The sequence below is a fragment of the Cytobacillus sp. ABV4_503 genome, from assembly GCF_056158445.1.
In genome coordinates, this window is sequence record NZ_JBSWTH010000001.1 from 4,548,978 (window position 1) to 4,573,317 (window position 24,340).

The 24,340-nt window shown below is 44.8% G+C and carries 17 protein-coding genes and 1 pseudogene; 4 read left to right on the plus strand and 14 right to left on the minus strand.

Annotated features, from left to right (window positions below; translation table 11 throughout):
- Positions 1-10: 10 nt before the first annotated feature.
- On the minus strand, positions 11-1,105 hold the full coding sequence (locus tag ACXAD1_RS22750) for an extracellular solute-binding protein (protein WP_474911113.1): 1,095 nt from the start codon (positions 1,103-1,105) through the stop codon (positions 11-13).
- 17 nt (positions 1,106-1,122) lie between these two features.
- Positions 1,123-2,334: an ROK family transcriptional regulator gene (locus ACXAD1_RS22755; protein ID WP_474911114.1), complete on the minus strand. Its 1,212-nt coding sequence runs from the start codon at positions 2,332-2,334 to the stop codon at positions 1,123-1,125.
- 311 nt (positions 2,335-2,645) lie between these two features.
- On the opposite strand from ACXAD1_RS22755, the gene ACXAD1_RS22760 reads away from it, so the two are divergent.
- From ACXAD1_RS22760 to ACXAD1_RS22775, 4 genes are all read left to right on the plus strand, one after another.
- Positions 2,646-5,153 (plus strand): NEW3 domain-containing protein, encoded by a 2,508-nt coding sequence (locus tag ACXAD1_RS22760; RefSeq protein WP_474911115.1) that lies wholly within the window; start codon positions 2,646-2,648, stop codon positions 5,151-5,153.
- 360 nt (positions 5,154-5,513) lie between these two features.
- Entirely contained in the window at positions 5,514-6,482 is a 969-nt protein-coding gene (locus tag ACXAD1_RS22765; protein ID WP_474911116.1) for an NERD domain-containing protein, read from the plus strand.
- 60 nt (positions 6,483-6,542) lie between these two features.
- Positions 6,543-6,803 carry a CGCGG family putative rSAM-modified RiPP protein gene (locus tag ACXAD1_RS22770; protein WP_474911117.1) on the plus strand — a complete coding sequence of 87 codons (261 nt, stop codon included), beginning with the start codon at positions 6,543-6,545 and terminating at the stop codon, positions 6,801-6,803.
- Positions 6,788-7,063, plus strand: coding sequence for a hypothetical protein (locus ACXAD1_RS22775; RefSeq protein WP_474911118.1), 276 nt, complete (start codon positions 6,788-6,790; stop codon positions 7,061-7,063). The genes ACXAD1_RS22770 and ACXAD1_RS22775 overlap by 16 nt, the downstream gene beginning before the upstream one ends.
- A 484-nt stretch (positions 7,064-7,547) precedes the next feature.
- Here the strand turns inward: ACXAD1_RS22775 and ACXAD1_RS22780 are convergent, their stop codons facing one another.
- The 12 genes and pseudogenes from ACXAD1_RS22780 to ACXAD1_RS22835 form a co-directional block, all read right to left on the minus strand.
- Positions 7,548-9,554, minus strand: a complete 2,007-nt coding sequence (locus ACXAD1_RS22780; protein WP_474911119.1) for a methyl-accepting chemotaxis protein — start codon at positions 9,552-9,554, stop codon at positions 7,548-7,550.
- A gap of 20 nt (positions 9,555-9,574) precedes the next feature.
- On the minus strand, positions 9,575-10,543 hold the full coding sequence (locus tag ACXAD1_RS22785; protein WP_474911120.1) for a methyl-accepting chemotaxis protein: 969 nt from the start codon (positions 10,541-10,543) through the stop codon (positions 9,575-9,577).
- 142 nt (positions 10,544-10,685) lie between these two features.
- Entirely contained in the window at positions 10,686-12,143 is a 1,458-nt protein-coding gene (locus tag ACXAD1_RS22790) for a CoA-acylating methylmalonate-semialdehyde dehydrogenase (protein ID WP_474911121.1), read from the minus strand.
- Between the two features lie 37 nt (positions 12,144-12,180).
- Complete coding sequence (locus ACXAD1_RS22795) at positions 12,181-13,533, minus strand: GntP family permease (RefSeq protein ID WP_474911122.1); 1,353 nt, start codon at positions 13,531-13,533, stop codon at positions 12,181-12,183.
- 15 nt (positions 13,534-13,548) lie between these two features.
- Positions 13,549-14,745, minus strand: coding sequence for an iron-containing alcohol dehydrogenase (locus tag ACXAD1_RS22800; protein WP_474911123.1), 1,197 nt, complete (start codon positions 14,743-14,745; stop codon positions 13,549-13,551).
- A gap of 151 nt (positions 14,746-14,896) precedes the next feature.
- Positions 14,897-16,680, minus strand: a pseudogene (locus tag ACXAD1_RS22805) (sigma 54-interacting transcriptional regulator).
- Positions 16,681-16,987: 307 nt separating this feature from the next.
- On the minus strand, positions 16,988-18,298 hold the full coding sequence (locus ACXAD1_RS22810) for a GntP family permease (protein WP_474911124.1): 1,311 nt from the start codon (positions 18,296-18,298) through the stop codon (positions 16,988-16,990).
- 314 nt (positions 18,299-18,612) lie between these two features.
- The gene (locus ACXAD1_RS22815) at positions 18,613-19,617 is read right to left on the minus strand and encodes a LacI family DNA-binding transcriptional regulator (RefSeq protein ID WP_474911125.1); all 1,005 of its coding nucleotides are present in this window, start codon (positions 19,615-19,617) and stop codon (positions 18,613-18,615) included.
- A 51-nt stretch (positions 19,618-19,668) separates the two neighbouring features.
- Entirely contained in the window at positions 19,669-20,952 is a 1,284-nt protein-coding gene (gene hisD, locus ACXAD1_RS22820) for a histidinol dehydrogenase (protein ID WP_206840559.1), read from the minus strand.
- A gap of 55 nt (positions 20,953-21,007) precedes the next feature.
- Positions 21,008-21,769 (minus strand): SDR family NAD(P)-dependent oxidoreductase, encoded by a 762-nt coding sequence (locus ACXAD1_RS22825; RefSeq protein ID WP_474911126.1) that lies wholly within the window; start codon positions 21,767-21,769, stop codon positions 21,008-21,010.
- A 12-nt stretch (positions 21,770-21,781) separates the two neighbouring features.
- Positions 21,782-22,723 (minus strand): 3-hydroxyacyl-CoA dehydrogenase family protein, encoded by a 942-nt coding sequence (locus ACXAD1_RS22830; protein WP_474911127.1) that lies wholly within the window; start codon positions 22,721-22,723, stop codon positions 21,782-21,784.
- A 476-nt stretch (positions 22,724-23,199) separates the two neighbouring features.
- Positions 23,200-24,267 carry a M42 family metallopeptidase gene (locus ACXAD1_RS22835; protein ID WP_474911128.1) on the minus strand — a complete coding sequence of 356 codons (1,068 nt, stop codon included), beginning with the start codon at positions 24,265-24,267 and terminating at the stop codon, positions 23,200-23,202.
- Positions 24,268-24,340 lie beyond the last annotated feature (73 nt).

A 24,340-nucleotide genomic window follows, 5' to 3' on the forward strand; every position in this document is an offset into this window, starting at 1 on the left:
ATTACACTTCCTATTCTTTAATTTCTTTTTCTCCGCTCTTAATGTTTTCATCCCAATACTTCATCCAGCTGTCGCTGTTCTCCTGGAATACCTTCCAGTCAATATCCATGCTCTTAATCTCTGTTTCTGTAATCCATTCAGGGAGCCCTTCCACATCATCCCTTGTTGGAATGCGGTAAAATTCCTCAGCAAGGATTTTGGCTGCTTCAGGTGTGTTGACAAACTCATAGAATGCTTCAGCCGCCTTTGGATGCGGAGCATCATTCACAACAGCAATCCCTTCTGTCAGGACTGGTGTTCCGCTTTCCGGAATGATGAATTCAAATGGGTAATTTTTATTTTCCTTTAACATGACAACGTCAGGCATTGCCCAGACAGATAGCTTTCCTTCCCCTTTGGCTACCTTGTTGTACATCATTTCAGGGTTTGCTGCGTATTCTTTCGTGTTGGCATCCAATTTTTCAAGCCATTCGTAACCGGCCGCTGTATCGCTGGAGTCCTTAAAGTCGCGGTAAATCATGGCTGAAAAGATCGTTCTCATCGTTCCCGATGCCAGCGGGTAGCGGATGATGATTTCATCCTTCCACTTCGGATCAAGAAGCTCATCCCAGTCTTTAGGCGCTTCATCTTCTGATAATTCTTTGCTGTTATACATAATGACTTCCGGTGTTTGGCTTGTTCCGGACCAGTGCCACTCAGGATCGTGGAAGCCTTCTGCCAGACTTCCTGCATATGAAGGCTCATATGGCTTTAACAGTCCTTCATCCTTTGCCTGATCGAAGTTTACAGATGGCGCTCCCCACCAGACATCAGCCTGTGGATTGTTTTTCTCGGAGCGGATCCGGTCCAGGATTTCCTGTGATCCCATATCAAGCCATTCCACATCAATCTGATATTTTTCCTCGAATTGCTGTTCAAACTTTGATAGAATATCCTTTCCATGCGGTGAATAGATAACTACCTTTTCTTCCAGCTTATTCTCTTTCTCTCCCTGCTCATTCTCAGAGCTTGAGCTGGATCCCTGTTCAGAACTGCAAGCTGAAAGCATTAGTGCAGCCGAAATGGATAAAGTGGTTAAAATCGATGCCCTTTTCTTATTTTTCATTTGAAAAATCCCCCTCATTAAGAAAATTTGATAATACTTTCATGCTCCCGCAAAAAGAGTGAAACAGCACCAAGGACTCCCGCATTATCACCTAATCTTGAAGTCTTTAATTCTACTGAACTTGGAAGATAGTGATTCACGATCCTGTCCAATTTAGGCAAAATGTAATCAGATGATTTTAGAACACCACCTCCTAAAATAATGACTTCAGGATTCAATAAGCTCGCGGCATTAATGATTCCATAGGCCAAATGTTCAATGGCTTCTTCAATGACCTCAATGGCTAACTTGTCGCCTTTTTTTGCAAGCGCAAAGGCCATTTCCCCCGGCAGTTCGCCCTTTATTGCCTGAGAGTAGGCAGGGTGGTCCGAATTCTGCTGAATGACTTCCGTCAGTTTTTTCCCGATGGATTTTCCGCCGGCAACGCTTTCCAAATAACCGTAGCGGTGAAAGATTGGCTTAAAGTCTTTTTTCATATCTGTTTTATCCGTTACCATATAGCCCATCTCGCCAGCAGCATTTGAATACCCGCGGTACAGCTGATTATTGATAATAATTCCGCTTCCAATCCCTGTTCCGACCGCCATAAACAGAACATTCTGTTTATTCTTTGCGTTTCCGAGCCATTGTTCCCCAAGTGCTGCAACATTCACATCATTGTCCACATGAACCGGGAAAGAGAAGTATTTATTTGCTTCCGTTAAGAACGGGTATCGAATCCAGTTGAGGCTCGGTGCTTCCAGGACGACTCCGCTGGATGTTTGTGTAATCCCCGGAACCCCTGCTCCCATTCCAAGCACCTGTTCAAATGGGATTTGGCATTCATCCAGCATGGACTGTACATCTTTGGCGATTTGTTTTAAAAGTCCAGATTCTAAAAATTGACAGGTTGAAAAACTGCTGGAATGGACAATGTTGCCTCCGAGATCGCTAATGACTATCTTTACTTTCGTGCCGCCGATATCTGTTCCGATTACATAAGCCGCTTTTTCGTTGAAATAAAGATGTATCGGTCTCCTTCCGCCTTGTGAAGACGATTCGCCTATCCCCTTTTCATACACCCACTTTTCCCCTATCAATTCATCTACCAGCAAAGAAACAGTCGGCTTGCTTATGGAAATCTTCGCAGCAATCTCGGCCCTTGAAGTCGGTGAATTTTCCTGAATCCATTGAAGTACTCTCTTTTTATTGATTGATTTCATTTGCATCGGTGTCCCATTAAAATTCATCACATCACGGCCTTAATTGATTTGGTTAGTAAATATTACTAATTAACTTCAATATAACCTACCTGGTAATCGTTTACAACCCACTATTTTTAATTTTATGATAATTATGATTATTTATATGACTAAAGGAGGATTTTAATATAATTAATTTTTAGAATATTGAATTATTAACAGATTTACCCTATTATGAAATTTATTAGGCGGGTTGTTGCCAGTAGTTAGTTAGGACGTTTAACTAACCTGCTTTAGACCTATGATGAAAGGAGTGTAAGAGGAGCGCTGTTAAACCATTTTGAAAGGGGTTACACAAATTGAAAAAAATCTTTGTTTACTTTTTGTCCTTAGTTTTAATTCTCTCCCTTCTTCCTCTCAGCGGAAGTGCCCAGTCAGAAGAGCATGACCCCGACCTGTGGAGTGCAGTGAAGCCGCTGGACACAACGGTCAGCTTTTTGAATACAGGCGCACACCCTGACGATGAGCGCAGTGACTTTCTTGCTTACCTATCACGAGGACTTGGGGTAAAAACTTCAAGCCTGATTGCCAACCGCGGCGAGGGCGGCCAGAATGAAATCGGTCAGGAGCTTGGGAACGGCCTTGGAATTATCCGCTCCCGCGAAATGATTGAAGCAGCGAAGATCACCGGAGTTAAGGCCTACCATTTAAGTGAAACAACCTCTGATACCATCTATGATTTCGGCTTTTCCAAGACAAAGGATGAAACTCTAAGCCACTGGGGCAAGGACCTTACTTATGAAAGATTAATCCGATTTATTCGTACTTACCAGCCGGATATTATCATGCCATCCTTCAGAGACTCGGATACCCAGCACGGACACCACCGCACAATGACCATTCTCAGCCAGGAAGCCTTCAAAGATGCCGCAGATCCTAACGTTTTTCCTGAACAATTAAAAGAAGGATTATCCGTCTGGCAGACTAAAAAGTTTTATTTGCCGGCAGAAAGTAAAGATACAGCCGATACATCGATTGAAATCGGCATGTTTGATCCTATCTATGGCATGTCCTATCCGCAAATCGGCGAGGAATCACGCTATATGCACAAAAGCCAGGGAATGGGAAATGACATCCCTGTCGCCCCAAGACAAACAGATTTGGAGTTAGTGGATAGCGCAGTAGAAACAAATGGCAGCAATGATCTTTTTGCCGGTATCCCATATGATTTTAACGAATGGGCAAAAACGCTCCCTAAGAAAGAAAAAGCATTGCAGGTGCACTTTACAAAATTCCAAAAAAGCCTGGACAGAATTATCTCCAGCTATCCCAGCCATAGCCAGGTATTCAGCAAAACGCAGCAAGCATTAAAAGAAGCAGACCGTTTAGAAAAGAAAACGCAGAAATCCAAGCTTGATTCCCAGCTGAAGTCAGATCTGCTTCATAAGCTTGAAGTGAAAAAAGAACAGCTGCTGAATGTGAGCCTTGTATCCTCCGACCTTGAGATTAATGCACAGGCGGAGTCCAACATCCTGACAAAAGGGCAGAAAACGTCTGTTACTGTCACGTTAACCAATAATAGCAGTCAGAAGCTGAAGAAAGCTGATGTTGAACTGATCACTCCTGAGGGCTGGGAGGTTTCTAATAAATCCAAGGCAGCTGACCTTGCACCCGGTAAAATGGCTGAAGTTACCTTTAAGGTTCAAGTTCCAGGTGATGCAGCGTATTATCACGCATACGAAACCCCTGCCATACAGGCAAAGGTCAGCTATGGATCTGCCGGTGCAAAGACAGTGACTGTTACTGATTTGGATGGCACCATTGCCGTTCTGCCGGACGTTGGCCTTACTCTTTCTCCTGAAGATCTGGTTATTAATACCGCTGACGTTCAGGAAGAAGTGCCTGTCAATGTAAAAGTGAAAAATTACCGTGAAGGAGCTGCACAGGCTTCCGTATCCTTAAATGTTCCGGAAGGCTGGTCAGTAAGCCCGGAAAAAGCAGAAGTTAACTTCGGAGCTTCATTGGAGGAAAAAGAGGTTACCTTTACACTGAGCCCGCCTGCGGATATTCTGGAAGGCGACTTTAAACTATCCGCCGAGGCAGCTGTAAATGGAAAGACCTTTGATTCAACAGTTCAAGAAATTCAATATGACCATATCGGAACATTTTATTACCTGTATCCAGCCCAGGTCAATGGAGTAGCCTTTGAATTGCTGGCACCAGAAGGGTTAAAGGTCGGCTACATTGAAAGCGGTTTTGATAAAGTGGCAGATTACTTGTCCAATGCAGGACTTGATGTGACAAAGCTTACTGAGACCGATCTTGCTTCAGGGGACTTAAGCCAATACGATACAATCATTGTTGGTATCCGTGCCTACCTTTCACGTGAAGACTTAACAGCAAATAATGAACGTTTAAAAGAATACGTCGCAAATGGCGGGCATATGGTGGTCCAATACCATAAGCCGAACGATGGCTGGGTGACGGAAGGCACTGCTCCATACCCGCTGACCATCGGAAACCCATCCATCAAGTGGAGGGTAACCGATGAAAATGCACCTGTTACCGTTCTGCAGCCTGAATCGTCGCTCTTCAACTATCCAAATAGCATCACTCAAGACGACTGGGCCAACTGGATTCAGGAAAGAGGATTATACTATCCAATGCAGTGGGATAACCGCTTTGAAACCTTCGTGCGCATGGGGGATCCTAACGAGGAGCCATTTGATGGCGGCATCCTCATGGCCGATTACGGAGAAGGCACCTACCTTTATACCAACCTGGTATTCTATCGCCAAATTCAAGGCCAGGTTCCGGGAGGCTACCGCATTTTCACGAACTTGATCAGCTACGGTCAAAATGAATAACTTATTCGGGGCAGCTGCGGATGCGGCTGTTCTTTTTGATCGGGACATGGGGACAGGTTAACTGTCCCCTCGTCCCTTGTCGAATGCGAACTTTGCAAATTGGGCAGTGGAACTTGCAAATAGATTGGCGGTTTTGCAAATAGAAGGGGACTTTCTGCAAATAGAAACGGGAAAATTGCAAATAGCCGCTTGATTCCTGCAAATAGAATATTTAAGGCAAAGCCTATGACTAACACTCGCAAATAGAGTGGAAGTTTCTGCAATTAGAGCACGAAAATTTGCAAATAGGCTCCCGTATAAGGAGGGTATATAGACATTTATATCGAAAATAACTAATTATCATTGAAAGGAGAGACACACTTGATTATTAAAAGCCTGAAAGTCCCCGAAATTAACCTACAGCTTGAAGTGTTGTTAAGAAGAATCCCCGAACATCATCCCGCCCGTGAGAAAGTAATCTCAGAATATAAAAAGAGAAACGCGGGTTTTAAGGGAGAAGAAAGATTATTTTATTACTTAAGCTTTCTTGAACCTAAAAAGTATTGGATTTTTCATGATTTGAGGTTATCAAACGGATCGCATTTTTTTCAAATCGATGCATTGCTGCTCACTGCAAATTCCGCACTCATATTGGAAGTTAAAAATTGGACAGGAACCTTGATTTTCAGCCCTCATTTCCAGCAGGTCATCCGCATCCAAAATGATAAAGAGGAAGGATTTCCGGACCCCCTTTCACAAGCTCGGCATCAGACGAATCAGTTTAGAAACTGGCTTGGTCTTAATGGATTTCCTGATATTCCACTGGAATTTTTAGTTGTAATCAGCCATCCTTCTACCATTATTAAGGCAGAGACAGACCCGCTGCAAATATCTAAGAGAGTCTTACACTCTCATCACCTTTTATCCAAAATGAATGGCATTGAAAATAAGTACCCTCAAGAAAAAACTGACCCTAAAGAGATACGGAAGCTATGCCGGACTTTGTTAAAAAAACATAACCCTGCACAATCCGAGATTCTCGAGCACTTCAATGTTTCAGCTGAAGAAATTCTCACTGGTGTTAGCTGTCCTAAATGCACTTCCCTTCCGATGATTTTCCATTGGGGGAAATGGCACTGCCCAAAGTGTTTGTTTTCCTCCCCCCTGGCACATGAAGCAGCTATCCAAGACTACTTCCGGCTTATTAAGCCGTCAATTACCAACTCGCAATTCCGCTCATTCACCCATATACCCTCCCCCTATACGGCTTCAAGATTACTCTCCAGGATGAACCTTTCTTTTAAAAGAAATAAAAGACACCGAATTTACGAAAAATCCCCTGAACAGTGATTAACCTCACAAATTTTCCCAATAATTTAATTTATAATCAGGCTGAATTGAGGTGCTAATATGGAAAAGAACTGGTCTATTTCACTTGAGCATGGTAAATACACTAGTGATTTGGAGCTTCTGATCAACGATGCGATGGCGGCAGTCAGCCAGACAGCTAAAGGATATTATGTCAATATAGTCACTCCAGCTGAGTTAGGTAATCCCGATAACTATCTGACTGAAGCACTGCTCATATACTTCGGAAATAAAGTGGACCCTCAATTTATCGATCAATGCGGATGCGGGGGGTATGTTTTGAGGGTATGGAAAAACAAGTGAGGGACCTGACGATTTTGTGTGATTATAAGAACAGGCATGTCATTTTGAATTATTATTATGAAGAGGAGCTTATTGATCGGGATGGAATCAGCTTTAATGAGATTTACGTTTACCAGGGGACAATTTACTTTATCAAAAACAGAAAAAGGATCGTAACCATCAATTCGAAGAAATATCGTAATAAATTGATAGGCGAGGATTTTCAAAATTACTATATTATGCGGAGAGATAAGAATCGTCTTGATATCTATTTTCCTTAAAAGGAGCTGCGAAAGCGCTGGATACGCTTTTGCAGCTTTTTTTATTTGGGAGGAATATATCTATTTGCAGAAAGCCTAATCTATTTGCGAGTTCCGAGTTCTTTTTGCAAAATCTAAGATTCTATTTGCAATTTGATCATCCTAGACTGATCCCCGATCTATTGCTTCTCGTCTATTTGCAGGTAGCAGCCTGGTATTTGTACTTTTCCAGTTTTATTTGCAGAATTCATCCTGCTATTTGCAGCATACTCCGGTTTATTTGCAGAATCCCCGGTTCTATTTGCATAATCAACTAAGCGAGCCGTTTCCCGTTCTTATGCAGTTCATCTATTTGCAGAATCCAGCTAACTATTTGTAAATTACCTATTCTATTTGCAGAATTTCCAGCCCTATTTGCAGGGCTAAGCATCTATTTGTATGTTTCCGTGCTCTTTTTGCAGGGTTCACATAAAAACAGACCCGCCAAACCGGCGGGTCCTTCTATTTAACTCACTTTAAACTTCTTAATAGAATCCAGCAGCTCCTCCGCCATTCCCGAAAGTGAAGCAGCAGATGCCGCAATTTCTTCCATAGACGCCAGCTGCTCTTCTGTAGCAGCGGATACATCCTGGCTTTCAGCTGTGGTGACAGCGGCAATTTCTTCGATTGCGCTTACGAGTTCTACCACCTGGTCGGCACCTTCAGCCATGTCCTTTATGGATGAGGAAACTTCCGCAATCTGGCCCGAAACGGTGTCGGCAAATTGCTGGATGTGGCTGAAGGCATCTCCTGCATTGTTAACCAGGTCAATTCCTTTTTCCACTTCAGCTGTTCCTTTTTCCATGGAAGAGATGGCTTTGCCTGTATCCGTTTGGATCGTTGAGATCAGTTCGCGGATGCTTTCCGTCGATTTGGATGATTGTTCCGCCAGCTTGCGGACTTCATCGGCTACAACTGCAAATCCCCTTCCGTGCTCGCCTGCTCTTGCTGCTTCAATGGCTGCATTAAGCGCGAGCAAATTCGTCTGAGCGGCAATTTCGGAAATAACATTGACAATCTGGCCAATTTCCTCCGAGCGCTTCCCTAACGTATGAACAATGGAACCTAATTCAGAAACTGTTAAATTAATATTTTTCATTTGGTTCGTAGAAAGATCGATTGCTTCATTTCCTTTTACTACCACTTCATTTGTCTCATTAGCGGTTTGGGCCACAACGTTTGTATTCAGCATGATTTGCTGAATGCGCCCTGACATCTCTTTTACAACAGAAGTGCTTTCTTTCACTTTTTCTGTCTGCTGCTCAGTTGCAGATGCTACTTCCTGAATGGAGTTGGCCACCTGTTCTGTTGCCATGTTATTCTGCTCAGAGCTTGCCGTCAGCTGTTCTGATGAAGAAGCAAGGTGAACCGCTTTTTCGCTCACATGGTTAATAAGCTGCTGCAGTGAAAGGACCATTTTATTGAAGCTGATACCCAGTTTGCTGATTTCATCGTTATTTTTCACATCGAACTTCTGGGTCAGATCTCCTTCGCTGACTTTATCTGTTGCTGCAATCAGCTGATTGAGCGGGCGAGTAATCGAGCGGACAATAAAATAAGAAATAAGTGCACCTATAAGGACGAAAATGGCTATGAATATAATCGTCGACATGAAGATAGGCTGTACGGCTGATGTTACTTCTTCCAGATTCATTGTGCCAAGCACCTTCATGCCTGTCAGCCCATTGGTGGTAAAGTGCATTTCCTTCTTTTCGCCTTCAAGAGTATATTCTACCTGCCCTTTTTCCTTTTCCAGGACTTCCGGCAGCCAGCTTCCCTCTGCCTGTGTACCTGGCTTCTCCTGCGGGTGCACTAAAAAGCTTCCCTCCGCACTCAAGATAGCTGGATATCCTTCTTTCCCAATCTTAATGTTATTGGATAGCTCGCTTAGAGCAGACAGGCTTAAATCAATCCCGATAACGCCAGAGCTGTCGCCAAGCTTTTGGGCTACTGTAATTAGGATATTTCCGCTTACAGCATCAACATATGGCTCTGTGATGAAGGCTTTTCCCTTTGCTTCCATGGCTCCCTGGTACCAGGGGCGTGTAGTGGCATCGAAGTCAGCAGGCAGATCTGCCCGCGGATAGATGACTAAATCACCCTCTTCAGAACCAGCATAAATAGCGACTGCCTCCGGATGGAGCTCTTTATACTGGCTAAAGGCATTTGTTGTTTTATCTAAAACTTCATCTGTATAAAAATCCTTCTTGATCTGCTTGGAAAAATAATTTGTATCCTCCATCTTGGGTTTAATAAAGTTCATAATAAACTGGTCAAGGATTTTTACATTCTCATTTGCACTCATCTCAATCTGGTTTTTAATCTCATCATGTGCCTTCTGATAGGATATGCATCCGATTGAAATGGAAGGAATTAATAGAATAATAATGAATGAGAGCAATAATTTCTTCCTAATTGTAAATGAAAACAGCGACCCTTTTTCTCTCTGCTTCTTCTGTTTTTTCTTTTTCATAATTGACCCCTCTTGGAAACTTAGTAGTTTACTGCCTTAACCTGCGAGATGGCGCCTTCCAGCTTCTCATCAACGACCCTCGCATCGTCAATATGCCTCTGGATCAGTTCGTTTACTTGATCAAAAACATACTTTGTTTCTGAAATCTCATCGGCCACCTCTTGGGAATACCCCTTCTGAATGTTTATCATTTCAATCACTTCACTGACTTCAGATTCTACCGTATGGATGAGGTTGGTAATTGAGTCTATTTTGCTGGTAGTTTGCCCGCTGAGGGACATGCCATCTTTAATTAATTCGGTGCTTGCGACTGTTGAGTTCAGTGTTGCTTCAATATCGTCCTGAATATTTTTCGTCAGGGAACTAATATTAGCCGTGCTCGTCGCTGTACTTTCGGCAAGTTTCCGGACCTCATCCGCCACCACTGCAAATCCTTTTCCCTGCTCGCCTGCGCGCGCTGCTTCGATGGATGCATTTAGTGCCAGGAGATTTGTTTGTTCCGCGATATCTTTAATGACCTGGACAATCATCTCAATTTCTTTTGACCTTTTGCTCAGTGCCTCCATCTTCTGCGAATTCACTTCTAATTGCTCTCCCAGCTGCTTAATCAGCTGTTCAGACTTGCTGACGGATCCTCGGCCTTCCTCCGAGCTTTTCACCATCTCTTTTGCAGACTGGATCAGATTTCCCCCTTTATCCGATAAAGTGAGGCTATTTGTAAAAGTGGCTTCACTATGCCTTTTTACGTTTTCAAACCCGTCTTTAATTTTTAGAACCAGGTCTCCCAGCATGTAATGCTGCCCATTGACCATCTCATGCTGACTCACCGTATTCGTTAAATCTTCATTAAAAGAATGAATCAGTGTCTGATAATATTTTTCCCTGCGCTGAAACTCTTCTTCAGCAAACTGGATTTTTGCTTCAAGTTCCCGCTTTTCATCCTCCAGCTGCCTCACTTTTCCTTTTCCAAACATCATTGATCTCCTCATCTCCTATATACTCCTTTATTATATCGACAGAAAACGTGAAATTTTGTGACCTTTTGCACTCTTTTTTTAAAATATATGGGACTATGTAATTAATAAAAAGAGGCACCCGCATTTCATTGCAGGTGCCTCATCTTTCTTATTCTTACCAGCGTGCAGTCAGCATCTTTCTTCTCGTATAGAATTCCACACCATCTGTTCCGTTTGCGTGAAGGTCTCCGTAGAACGAATTTTTCCAGCCGGAGAATGGGAAGAAGGCCATTGGAGCCGGTACGCCGATGTTAACGCCGAGCATGCCGACCTCGATGTTTTCTCTGAAGTAGCGGACACTGCTTCCGCTGTCAGTGAATAGGCATGCGCCATTTCCGAAGTCTGATTTGTTCGTAAGCTCGATCGCTTCTTCAAGATTTTTTACACGCACAACAGAAAGTACCGGTGCGAAGATTTCTTCCTTCCAGATTTTCATTGATGGATCGACATGATCAAAAATTGTCGGTCCGATAAAGTATCCATTTTCATGGTAAGCTTCATCTTTGCGGCCATCGCGAACAAGGGTTGCTCCTTCTTTTTCGCCAATTTCAATATAGCCGCTTGTACGCTCCTTGTTTTCCGGCCGGATGACTGGACCTAAGAAAACTTCTTCGTCCAGGCCATTTCCGATTGTCAGCTGGCCCGCCTGCTCATTTAATTTCGCTACCAGCTCATCGGCAACAGAATCCACGGCTACTACCACAGAGCAGGCCATGCACCTTTCACCTGCTGACCCGTAAGCGGCAGCAATAATTTCCTTAACCGCACCATCAAGGTCTGCATCAGGCATCACGATTGAGTGGTTCTTAGCACCGGCAAGCGCCTGAACACGTTTACCGTTTGCAGTAGCAGATTTGTAGATATACTCGGCTACAGGCTGGGAGCCCACAAATGAAATTGCCGGTACATCCTTATGATCAATCAGGCTGTTTACTACGTCATGCGCACCGTGAACGATATTGAATACACCAGCTGGAAGGCCGGCTTCAGCAAACAGCTCTGCCAGGCGGTTAGCCAGGATTGGCGTTCTTTCAGATGGCTTTAACACAAATGTATTACCGCACGCAATCGCAAGCGGGAACATCCAGCACGGAACCATCATCGGGAAGTTGAAAGGCGTGATGCCGCCGATAACGCCAACCGGGTAGCGGTACATGCCCGATTCGATATTCGTCGCAATGTCAGGAAGCTGCTTGCCCATCATAAGGGATGGTGCGCCTGCAGCGAATTCAACACATTCAATGCCGCGCTGAACCTCTCCGTATGCTTCTTTATAGTTTTTTCCGTTTTCCTGTGTAATCAATTTCGCAAGTTCATCCCAGTTATCTACTAATAATTGCTGATATTTAAATAGAATTCTCGCTCTCTTTGGGACCGGCGTTTTGCTCCAGGTTTTAAACGCTTCTTTCGCAGCCTGAACAGCTTTATCTACATCTTCGCGGGTTGAAATCGGTGTGCGTGCAAGCTCCTCGCCTGTTGCCGGGTTTGGCACCAATTCGAATTTATCCGTGTTTGCATCCTCCCATTCGCCATTGATAAAGTTCTTTAATACCTTTGTTGTTGTCGCTGTCATGAGTAAAATCCCCTTTCAAAATTAGAAGTCTATTATTTTAAAAAATTGAATATAAAATCACAGCCAGGAATAATACAGCCGTTGGCATCGCTACACTCAAAATAAAAATTGGCCAGTAGGCTCGTTTATGGGTTTCCCCGCATATCGCCCGGATTGTCGTAACGACATAGCCATTATGCGGAAGTGAGTCCAGCCCGCCCGAAGCCAGTGCTGAAATCCTGTGCATCGCGCCAGGGTCCAGGCCTTGGGCCATATACATGGGAGCCAGAATCGGAAGGGCAATCCCCAAACCGCCTGAAGCCGAACCTGTAATCCCGCAAATCAGCGTAACAGCTATCGCCAGTCCCATTAAGGGAGGTCCCGGAATATTGACCAGGGCATCGACAAATGTATCAAAGGCAGCTACCTGGGCGGCAACACTGCCGAAGCCCACAACGGCACACGTATTAGCCGCGGCGACTAAAGCATCCTGGGCACCTTTTGCCAAAGCCTCCCAAAAACCAATCAGATATTTAATCATCAATACACATGCCAAAATGATTCCGCTCGTCAGGGAAATTAAAGCGGCAGCCGTTGACGAAGTAAAGTTGGCTGCTGTGTTTAATATGGCAATAACGGAAGCAAGCGGCAATATTGCCATCAATACATGCGGGAATTCCTTCCCTCCAGGAGCAGCATCAGGCCTTTGCATGGACAGCTCCGTTTCCAGAGCAGCCGCCGACTCATTTGCAGCACCAGCCGGCTGATTCGGCAAAGAAAATACCTCTCCATTTTGAACCGCTTTTTTCACCATTCGGCTTAGTAAGATACCGCCTGTTATCATGATGATTAATGCCATTAACACTCCAATGATTCCACCTGCTGTCGGCTTTGTTCCGAAAAACTCAGTTGGAATCAGGTTTTGGATTTCCGGTGAGCCCGGTGCTGTCATCGTAAACGAAATCGAACCAAACACCAAAGCGGCCGGGATAAAACGATGCGGCAGATTGGCCACTTTAAATAAGGAAACAGCAATTGGGTATACTGCGAAGCCTACGACAAACAAGCTGACGCCGCCATATGTCATAATCGCTGCTGCGGCCACGACAGCAAATACAGCTCTTGATGGGCCCAGTGTATCCTTAACCCAATTCGCAATGCTGTCAGCCGCCCTGGTTACTTGCATAATTTTTCCGAAAACTGCCCCAAGCAGGAAGATTAGAAACCATGAGTAAAAATAATTTGTAAAGCCTGTCATATAATGCTCTGTCAGGGCGGTCTCAAGGTTAAGTCCTCCTGTAAGAGCAACCACAACGGCGCTGATGATGGCGGCAATAATTATATTTACGCCTTTCATTGTTAAATACATTAATAGAATCAGTGAAGCGATTAACCCCAGCATTCCAAGCATCTGATTGTCCCCCTGTTACACTTTTTCTGTTTCAGAGGAAAACTGATATTCATAGCAAACATGGTATAGCTCTTCCAGCTCGCTCTGAGTCGGGACTCTTGGATTGTTGCCAGGGCTGCCGCTGTCAATCGCATCTGTTGCCATTTTTCCTACCGCAGCCTTAAAAGCTTCTTCGTCAATTCCCCATCCTCTTAAGTTAGGAATATTTAATTTCAAGCACAAATTCTTAACAGATTGAACAGCGATTTCAGCTGCCTCTTCTCTGGTAAGGCTTTCATTATCAGGCTGAAAAATTCGTCCGATATCTGCTAAGCGATCCACACATGCTTCCTGGCTGAATTCCAATACGGCCGGCAAAAGCATGGCATTCGAGATTCCATGCGGCACATGGAATAGGGCTCCAATGGGACGGCTCATTCCGTGCACAAGACATACAGATGCATTCGAGAACGCCATTCCCGCCTGAAGAGAACCAAGGCTCATCGCCTCACGGGCATCGATATTTTGCCCCTCATTGTAAGCGGTTAAAATATTTTCCACAATCAATTTCATAGCCGATATGGCCATCGTATCGGTCATCGGATGTGCTTTTTTAGACAGATACGCTTCTATGGCATGGCTTAATGCATCCACCCCTGTTGCGGATGTAACATTCTTCGGTGAAGATATCGTGAGTAAAGGATCCACAATCGCCACACTCGGCATGAAAGCAGGCTGCTTGATCATCATTTTTACATCATTGGCTGAGTTCGTGATGACTGTTACATCTGTTGCCTCAGAGCCTGTCCCAGCTGTTGTCGGAATGGCAATATGAGGTACAGGTGCATTCTGGGCCAGTTTCCTTCCTCCCATATAATCGCTGATATAGCCGCCATTTGTTGCAAGAACGGCGATGGCTTTTGCCGTATCAATACAGCTTCCGCCCCCTACTGAGATAACCAGGTCACATTGTTCTTTTTCAAAAAGCGCCAATGCTTCTGCCACATACTCATCAGTTGGTTCTGATGCTACACCAAGGTATACCTCGCTTTTAACTCCGGCTTCCTGAAGATAGGTTCTGCATTCGCTTACATAACCAAGCTGATCCATTATCTTGTCACTGATTATTAATGCGTTTTTCCCTCTAAGCGCCGCTTCACTTCCAACTTTTTCGGAAGATCCCCTTCCATAAAAAATCGCTTCCGGCACACGGAAAACTGCTGGTTTCTCCATTGGATACTCCACCCCTTTTGTTCTGTTGCTACTATACTTGCAAGGAGCGTGCCAACTTCAAAATCCAGAAAAATCAGTGTTTTATTTCTGCAAATGTGTAGCCACTACACTACAGATGTAGATTTTTTGTAGTGAAAATACTACACTTTGTTCAGGTTATTCCATGCTTTTTCAGCTTTTGGTAGAGGGTTGTCCGATGGATCCCCAGTAAATCAGCCGCCTTCGATTTATTCCCGCCCGCATTTCTTAAGGCATCAAGAATCAATTCCGATTCTCTTTGGTTCCCTAGAACCTTGGCTTCCTCAATAGATCCTGCTGCCGATCGTACTTCCTTTGCTTTTTCACTGGATGGTTCCGCCGTTTTCAGCGGATCCGGCAAATGATGATAGTCAATGACCTTCCCGTCCGCCAGCGTCACAAGCTGCTCTACCGTATTTACCATCTCCCGGATATTCCCTCTCCAGGGATGCTGGACAAAAGCATTCACTGCTTCAGATGTGAATATCTTTCCAGGTATCTGGTACTTGCCGCAAATTTCCCTCAGATAATGAACCAGCAGGACCGGAATATCTTTTTTCTCTCGCGCAGCGGAGGGATGTGGAGCTGGATGATGTTTAGCCGGTAGAATAGGTCCTCCCGAAAATCTCCGTCATCGATCATCTGCTTCAGGTCACGATTTGTCGCGGCGATGACTCTCACATTGATTTGATATTTTTTAACGCTCCCGACCCGTTCAGCTTCTTTTTCCTGGAGAACCCTCAGGAGCTTGGTTTGCATGACAAGCGGCATCTCCCCGATTTCATCGAGAAAAATAGTACCGTTGTCTGCCAATTCGAATTTTCCGGGCTTGCCGCCCTTTTTCGCGCCGGTAAATGCACCTTCTTCATAGCCAAACAGTTCGGATTCGAATAAGTGCTCTGGAATGGCCCCGCAGTTCACACTGATGAACGGTCCAGTCGAAAAGGGGCTGAGATGGTGGATGCTTTTTGCGAACATCTCTTTTCCCGTCCCGCTTTCACCTGTAATCAGAACAGTTGCCGCAGTCCTTGCCGCCTTCCGTGCCAGCCGCTTTACATTTGCGATGCCTTCACTTGTCCCAATGATCTGATCAATCGTAATCCGGCTATCGCTTTCCTTTTTCTTTGTGAAAAGATCCGGCATAGCCGTTTGATTTTCCTGCAGCTTTTCATAGATTTTATATACTTCGGTTACTCCCTCAAAAATCAGCATTCCAATGGCCCCGGCAATCCTGCCTTCCTTCCATAGCGGAATCCGGTGCACCACCATGTCATGTCCCTGGATGTTCTGGAGAACCCCGCGTTCGGCGATTCCGGTCTTTACGGTCTCATGAAGATGAGTGTTATCGATTACCTCTGTCACATGCCTGCCAATGGCATCCTCCCGTTTAATTCCGGTAAAACGGCTGTATGCTTCATTGAATTCCTGCAGAATGCCAGTTTCATCAACAACCGCTATTCCCTCGTAGGCACTTTCCAAAATGGCACCAAGGGCACCTTCGGAATTATGCTGCTGCCTCAGCTTATACAGATATTTGGAGAGGCCATCCAGAATATCCCTGGTTGTCAATATGCCAAGCAGTTTTCCATCTTCACCTATGACAGGAAGCTGATCATATGGTAGCGACAAAATATCAAGGATCGAATCATCTGGCCGGACTGCCGCCAGATTGGATTTGGGAATACTGCCAATTAAGGCGTCTCCTGAGTTGCCCTGGGCAAAGTAGTTAAGCAGCTTTCTTGATGTGATCATACCGACTAACCCATTCTTCTCATCCAATACCGGCAGACTTTCCAGGTGAAGATCCACCATCATTTTTGCAGCTTCTCCCAGTGTTTGCCCCGGCTGAATACAAAAAGGGCTCGGGGTCATCCAATTTTTCACTTTTAGCAGTTCATCTATATGTATTTGAGGCATATAGGATCCCTCCACATATCTTAATTTTCTAAATTATAACACTCTTAGAACAAATAGAGAGGAAAGGTCAATTCCGAACTACGCAGGAGCGTTGCTTTCTGTATTGCCGATTGTGAACTTTGCAAATAAAAGCGGGTAACCTGCAGATAAAGATGTTAATTTTGCAAATAGACTGTTAGAACCTGCAAATAAATGGCCAATGCTGCAAATAAAGGCGGAATTTTTGCAAATAGACCACTGCACATAGCGGATTTTATAAAAAGAAAGACAGAGAGCCTAAACCCCTCTGTCTTTCTGCAAAAGCCATTTAGAAAATCGAAAATAAAATGACCGCTAAAATAACACCAAGTATCGGAACAATAACTGTCAATGCACCAAATGCCGGGTAGGCATCCTTATGTGATTCACCGCAGATTGCACGGATGGTTGTCACAACGTAACCGCCATGCGGCAAGGAATCAATCGATCCGGATGATATCGCCACAACACGATGGAGTTCACTTGCATTGACACCCATATCCAGATAATGCGGGGCAAGCAGCGGCAGGGCGATGGATTGGCCACCTGAAGCAGATCCGGTCAGACCTGCAATGACAGCAACAGCCAGGGCCCCGCCGATTAAAGGACTTCCCGGAATGCTTGTCATGGCATCTACTGCACTTGCAAAGGCAGGTGTAGCTTTAGCCACACCGCCAAAGCCGACAACCGCGGATGTATTGGCAATGGCAATCAATGCGCCAATCGTTCCTTCAGACACGGCTCCCCATACATTCGTAAAATACTTGCGGTTCAGAAAATAGGTGGCAAAGCAGCCGCTCAATAACGCGATAATCAGGGCTGACTGGGCCAATGAATCATGGAAGATAAATGAAATCACAAGGACGACCAAAAGCGGAATCAAACTTAACATCGGGCTTGGCAGGTTTTCACGGATCAAAGCAGAATCCGTTTCTCTTGCCTCAAATTTTTCTCCATTGCGGATCGCCTTGTTAATCATTTTCTTCAGCCACCAGTATCCAAATGCCATCATAAAGACAGCAACAATGAAGCTGACTTCCCAGGCGGCATATGGGGAAGTTCCCAGGAATTCAATCGGAATCCAGTTCTGGATTTCCGGTGAACCCGCTGACGTCATGGTAAATGTAGTCGAACCGAAGGCAAGAGCTGCCGGTATAAACCTTCTTGGCAGGTTGGCTTCCTTAAATAGGCTCAAGGCCATTGGATATACGGAGAATGCAACAACAAACAGACTTACACCGCCATAGGTTAAGACCGCACAGGCAATGACAACAGCCAACGCTGCCCGTTTCATGCCAATCTTGTCGATAATCCATTTGGAAACACTGTCTGCTGCTCCGCTATCCTCCATTAGTTTTCCAAAAATGGCACCGAATAAGAACATTAAATACCAGGATGTAATAAACCCGGCAAATCCGTTCATATAGTTGGTTAGAAAATTGACTTCATCCTCTCCTGCCAGCTGAGGAAAAATCGGTAATCCACTGAATATTGCAACAATAAATGCAGCAAGAGGGGCAGCAAGCAGCAGGTTCATCCCTCTCATCGTTAAATAGATGAGAAGCCCGATACCCCCAAGCAATCCAATCATACTTAGCATAAAAAGCCTCCTATCAGAAAAGCGCAAGGCGCCCGCCTACCTAGGAACGCAGACTAAAACCGCCACGTCCTGTGGCAACGTCTGCATGACCCGCATCCTCCCAAAAGCTGCCGCTTTCGGTCGTGCGATGCAATGCTGACGAAGCCTTCCTTGTCCTGCGGGCCTCAAGCATAAGACAAGCCGGCTGAAAGGTTGTTCTTTAACCTTTTGGACGGATTGGCTTAGACCCGAGAGCCGATGGCGCCTGGAGCTAGACACTTATCGAATTTCAAAGATGTAAAATTGGTTTTACTATAACCCCTGCCTTCACTTCATCACCTTCTGTCCGCTACTGATCCTCTTTCCACTAAATGCCCTTCTATTCTTTGGATTTCAGGGGCGTCCGTGTCCCCATTAATATGCTCCAAAAGAAGGTTTATCGAATAATCGACCATTTCATCAACCGGCTGATGCCAGGTGGTTAATTCATAAGAAGACCAATCTGACATAGCCACATTGTCAAAGCCTATGACAGAAATATCCTCAGGGATTCTGATACCCCGTTTTTTCAGATAATCCATTGCGCCAAAAGCGGATATATCATTTGCACAGAAGATGGCATCTAACTTTTTATCCTGTTCCAGCAATTTTTCCGCTGCTGCAAATCCTCCATCATACGAATAAAGGCCGTTTTCGGTTAAAAAGGAAGAGATGCCGTGTTCTTTCAAAGCTTCCTGGAACCCATTTTTCCGATCCACTGTTGTTGATGTATTCATCGGTCCGGAGATAAAGGCGGGATTTTCATGTCCTTTTTCTATCAAGTAGTGCCCTATCCTTTTGCCGGCAGCAAAGTTATCACACACAACAGCACTGCTTAAGGAATCGTTCACATATCGGTTAAACAGGACGACCGAGATGCCATTGCGGGTAAACTTCTGCACAGTCGAAGAGGTCAATAGCGCATCTGTGATGATTGCTCCCTCAACGCTGTACTCAATTAAATGGCTCACTTCATCCTCTTGTATTTCGTTATTCTGGGAGTTGATAAACATTACCTTGTACCCTTTTTCAGCCAGCCTGCTGTAAAACTTATCGAGGATTTCCGGATAAAAAGGGTTCTGGATATTCCGCATGACAATCCCAATGATGCGGGACTGATTCGTGATCAGGCCGCGGGCAATGGCATTCGGCTGATATCCCAGCTGCTCAGCAGCCTCCAGAATAAGCTTTTTCTTTTTTGATGAGATACTTGAATTTTCACTAAAAGCCCTGGACACGCTCGATTGCGAAACGCCTGCCAGCCGGGCGACATCCATGGCTGTCACTTTTTTATTTTTCAACGCATGTTCCTCCTGCCTGAATCTAGACAGAGAAATTATAACAGATTTTGCTTACTTCACGAGGCTGCTGTAGCGCTTCACGCGAAGATCAGCCTGTGCCTGGTGTCCCTTAAAGCCTTCAAGGTCACATAGACGGGATGCATATTCACCAATCTTTGCACTTGCTTCAGGTGTTGTTCTCTGATATGTGCACGTTTTCAGGAATTTTCCAACCCATAGTCCTCCAGTGTAGCGTGCTGCCTTTTTAGTAGGAAGCGTATGGTTTGTGCCAATGACTTTATCCCCGTAAGCAACGTTCGTTTCCGGCCCAAGGAAAAGCGCACCATAGTTTGTCATGTTTTCAAGGAAGTAGCTTGGATCCTCAGTTAAAACCTCTACGTGCTCATAAGCCAATTTATCCGCTTCCACTACGGCTTCTTCCAGGCTGTCAACAAGAATGATAGAACCGTAATCTTTCCATGCCGCGCCCGCAACATCTGCTGTTGGAAGTGTCTCAAGCTGGCGTTCAATTTCTGCCACTGTTTCGTTCGCCAGTTTCTCTGAAGTTGTAATTAGGCATGCCGGAGAGTTAGGTCCATGCTCAGCCTGTCCTAATAAATCCGTTGCAATTATTTCAGCATCGGATGTTTCATCCGCTATGACAAGAACCTCAGTCGGTCCCGCAAACAAGTCAATTCCCACTCTGCCGTATAATTGGCGCTTTGCTTCCGCAACAAATGCATTACCTGGTCCAACCAGCATATCAACTGGTTCGATTGTTTCTGTTCCGATTGCCATTGCACCCATCGCCTGGATTCCGCCAAGTAGGTAAATCTCGTCAGCGCCTGCAAGATGCATAGCTGCGACAGTTGCAGAAGGGATCTCCCCTTTAATTGGAGGTGTGCAGGCAATCACGCGCTTAACGCCTGCCACTTTTGCAGTCAAAACACTCATGTGGGAGGAAGCAACCATCGGGTAGCGTCCGCCGGGAATATAGCATCCAACACTGTTTACCGGAATGTTTTTATGGCCAAGGAACACGCCAGGCAATGTTTCTACTTCAATGTCCTGCAATGCTGCTTTTTGATGTTCAGCGAAATTGCGGATTTGTTCCTGTGCAAACTTGATATCATTGATCGTTTGTTCAGGTACAGATGCCACAATTTCCTTGATTTGCTCTTCAGATAATCTGAATTGTTCCGGTGACCACTTATCAAACTGCTCGGAAAGCTTGCGGACCTCTGCATCTCCGTTTTCTTCGATATTTTTAAGAATCTCGCTTACCGATTCTCTAACTTTAACATCTGCTTCCTGTACCTCTTGATCATTTTTTCCCTGCTTTAAGAAAGTTGCCATTTGATATCACTCCAAATTTTTATTTTTGAATACGTATGCAAAAATCTGTAAAAAATTAAATGGCTGTCCATCCGCCATCTACTTTTATCGTATCGCCTGTAATAAACTTTGATAGATTAGAAGAAAGGAATAGTGTAGCAGCTGAGACATCCCCGGCATCCGCAAGCTTTCCAAGCGGAATCCTGCTGTAGACTTCCTTTTCAAATTCCTTGTCTTCGAACATTTTCGAAGTCAGCTCTGTTTCAATAAAGGTTGGAGCCACTGCATTAACATTAATGCCATGAGATGCCCATTCCACTGCAAGCGCTTTTGTCAACTGCACCATACCGCCCTTGCTGGCACAATAGGCTGCCCGCTTGAAATAGCCGACAAAGGCCATTTGGGAAGCAATGTTGACAATCTTGCCGGATTGATTCGGGATCATATATTCGGCTGCTTTCTGGCTGCAGAAAAAGGCTGCCTTCAAATTGGTGTCAAGCGTCAGGTCCCAATCCTCTTCCGTCACTTCCATGGCAGGCTTGGCCCGGTTAATTCCCGCGTTATTGACCAGCACATCAATTGAGCCCATATAATCTACGGCCGCTTCTGTCATTCTTTGAATCTCTGAAACATTATTTAAATCAGCGGAAACATAGAAGCTGTTAGGATTCTTTTTTCTCAGTTCTTCTGTTGTCTGCTGCAGAGCCTCTTCATTTCTCCCCACAATTACTACCTTCGCTCCGTTTTCCGCAAAGGAAAGGGCGATATCCCTTCCGATTCCTTTGCTTCCGCCTGTCACAAGCACCGATTTATTCTCCAGATCGGGAAAGTTCTTCATAACATTCCTCCATCAGATTAATTGGATTCCCAGATCCTTCTTTAAAAAGCGGATCAGCTCAGCTTCCCTCTCCTGGTTGTACTGTCTGGAAAAAGCCTCATTCCACTTGTAGTAGCCTTCACCCGTTTTATCGCCGAGCTTCTGTTCCTCTACAAGCTTCTTTAAAACAGGCAGGGATCCCTCAGCACTTGATAAATGCTGAAACAGATAATCAGAGATGGCCGAGAAGACATCCAGTCCGCCCATGTCGGCCGTCATCAATGGGCCTGAAACCGGCAGCCTGCGTCCAATGCCGTAAGTAACGGCATCATCAATATCTTCTTTGCTAGCGATGCCTTCCTCCAGAAGATACTGGGCTTCGCGAAAGAGTGCATATTGAAGGCGATTGCCGACAAAACCGGGAATCTCTTTTTTCACCTCAATCGGCTTTTTCTTCATTTGCTTTAAAAGCTGAAAAGATCTTTCCACTGCTTCATCGCCAGTCTTCTCACCGCGAACGACCTCGACAAGCGGAATCAGATGAGCCGGATTCCAGAAGTGTGTCACCACTGTCCGTTCCGGATATGCTGTCTCAGAAGCAATCTCCGTTGGACTGAGACCGGAAGTATTGCTGGCCAGAATGACATCGGGAGCACAAAGAGCGTCAAGACGCTTAAATAAGTCAATCTTTAATTGAATGTTTTCCGGTACAGCTTCAATTACAAAAGTAGCATCCGTGACCGCTTCTTCAACAGATACGGTCATTTTAATATTTTCCTGAATTTGGGCAGCTTCCGAATCGGATAAAATACCGTTATCGAGCATAACCTCGAGCTTTTTCAGCATATTGGTCCAACCCTGTTCCAGGTCGGCGTCGCTGATGCCCTGCATTTTCACACTCAGTCCGGCCCAGGCCGCATTAAGCGCAATAGAATGGCCCATCGTGCCGCACCCCAATACAGCTATTCTCTCCAATCGCTCACCAACTTTCTGAAATTTCTACTTTTTGAATACGTATTCAATATACTATGTAAGCGCTGTAATTTCAACTTAAAATTATAAATTGTTAAAATATTCATTTGTTTTCAGCTGAAAAATCAATCAAACGTTTGATTGATTTTAACAAAATGACTGAGAGTTCAATCCCTGCCAGGCCGCTGCTTGGGGGACAGGTTGACTGTCCCTTGTCCCGTGAATGTGAACATTACTAATAGAAACGGGAAACCTGTAAATAGAGAAGCTCATTTTGCAAATAGATTGCTTGAATCTGCAAATAGAATGCTTGAATCTGCAAATAGAATGCTTGAATCTGCAAATAGATTGCATGAATCTGCAAATAGAATAACTAAACCTGCATATAGTGGGGAGAATTCCGCAAATAGGCCGTTTCGCACGGCTGCTTTTATAAAAAAAAGACAGAGAGCTTGATCCCCCTGTCTTATCTTATATGATTATGTATCTAAAAACGTCTTTCCCTTCAGCTGATCCAATGTCACAACAAAGTCGTGCAGCAATTTGTAGGAGTTCTCCATATCATCCAGGTCGACCACTTCAATTGGTGTATGTGTATAGCGGGACGGGATCGAGATCACCCCCGTTGTGACGCCTTTATTTGTCATATGTATGGCTCCGGCATCCGTTCCGATTCCCATGAAGACTTCATGCTGATACGGAATATTCCCTTCTGCTGCCACTTTTTCGAGGTGCTGCGTGACAAGCGGGTGGGCAATTAGTGATTTATCAGCGATTTTGATGCAAGGTCCGCTGCCAAGGTTTCTCGTGCCTGTCATCAGGACATCAAATGTGTCGCTGGTTGGTGTAGTATCAAGTGCCAGTGCAAAGTCAGGATCTACGGCAGCAGATACAACGGAAGCCCCTCTCAATCCTACTTCCTCTTGAACAGTAAAAGCCCCGTAAATGTCGCCATGCTGTGCCCCATTTCCTCCGATGTTTTGAAGTAAGCGGATCAATAGTGCACAGCCTGCTCGGTCGTCTAAAGCTTTACCAATAACACGGTTATTTCCTATTTTTTTGAACTCTGTGCCATAGCTGATGGGCTGCCCAACCTTAATTCCCATTTCAATAGCTTCTTCTGCCGTACGGGCTCCGATATCAATATAAAGATCACGGTGGCTGGAAATGCGTTTAGGATCATCCCATTTCACATAGTGGGCTGAAATGGTTCCAATCACTCCATCCACATTGCCTTTTTCAGAACGGACCTTAACCGGCAATGATAAAAGAATACGGTCATCGAATCCTCCTAATTTTTCAAATCGAATTAACCCATTGTTCTCAATCTTTTTGACAATAAACCCAATTTCATCGGTGTGAGCTGCAATGACTAAAGAAGGGAAATCCGGGTTATTCCCTTTCTTTTTCACAATCAGGTTTCCTACCGGATCGACGTGGTATTCATCCACATAATCCTTCACTTCATTTAAGATAAATCTTTGAACATCCTGTTCAAAACCGCTGGGACCCACAATATCACACAGGCCTTTCAATAATTCATACACAGCGAAACCCTCCCTTAGATTTGAAAACGGGGACACAGGGACAGGTTAACTGTCCCCAAATTCCTTCCTTGGG

What these genes read in the sequence shown, in the direction of transcription:
- ACXAD1_RS22750 (WP_474911113.1), bottom strand. Translation starts at nt 1,105, where the DNA reads ATGAAAAATAAGAAAAGGGCATCGATTTTAACCACTTTATCCATTTCG.
- ACXAD1_RS22755 (WP_474911114.1), bottom strand. Translation starts at nt 2,334, where the DNA reads ATGAATTTTAATGGGACACCGATGCAAATGAAATCAATCAATAAAAAG.
- ACXAD1_RS22770 (WP_474911117.1), top strand. Translation starts at nt 6,543, where the DNA reads ATGGAAAAGAACTGGTCTATTTCACTTGAGCATGGTAAATACACTAGT.
- ACXAD1_RS22775 (WP_474911118.1), top strand. Translation starts at nt 6,788, where the DNA reads ATGGAAAAACAAGTGAGGGACCTGACGATTTTGTGTGATTATAAGAAC.
- ACXAD1_RS22780 (WP_474911119.1), bottom strand. Translation starts at nt 9,554, where the DNA reads ATGAAAAAGAAAAAACAGAAGAAGCAGAGAGAAAAAGGGTCGCTGTTT.
- ACXAD1_RS22785 (WP_474911120.1), bottom strand. Translation starts at nt 10,543, where the DNA reads ATGAGGAGATCAATGATGTTTGGAAAAGGAAAAGTGAGGCAGCTGGAG.
- ACXAD1_RS22790 (WP_474911121.1), bottom strand. Translation starts at nt 12,143, where the DNA reads ATGACAGCGACAACAACAAAGGTATTAAAGAACTTTATCAATGGCGAA.
- ACXAD1_RS22795 (WP_474911122.1), bottom strand. Translation starts at nt 13,533, where the DNA reads ATGCTTGGAATGCTGGGGTTAATCGCTTCACTGATTCTATTAATGTAT.
- ACXAD1_RS22800 (WP_474911123.1), bottom strand. Translation starts at nt 14,745, where the DNA reads ATGGAGAAACCAGCAGTTTTCCGTGTGCCGGAAGCGATTTTTTATGGA.
- ACXAD1_RS22810 (WP_474911124.1), bottom strand. Translation starts at nt 18,298, where the DNA reads ATGCTAAGTATGATTGGATTGCTTGGGGGTATCGGGCTTCTCATCTAT.
- hisD (WP_206840559.1), bottom strand. Translation starts at nt 20,952, where the DNA reads ATGGCAACTTTCTTAAAGCAGGGAAAAAATGATCAAGAGGTACAGGAA.
- ACXAD1_RS22825 (WP_474911126.1), bottom strand. Translation starts at nt 21,769, where the DNA reads ATGAAGAACTTTCCCGATCTGGAGAATAAATCGGTGCTTGTGACAGGC.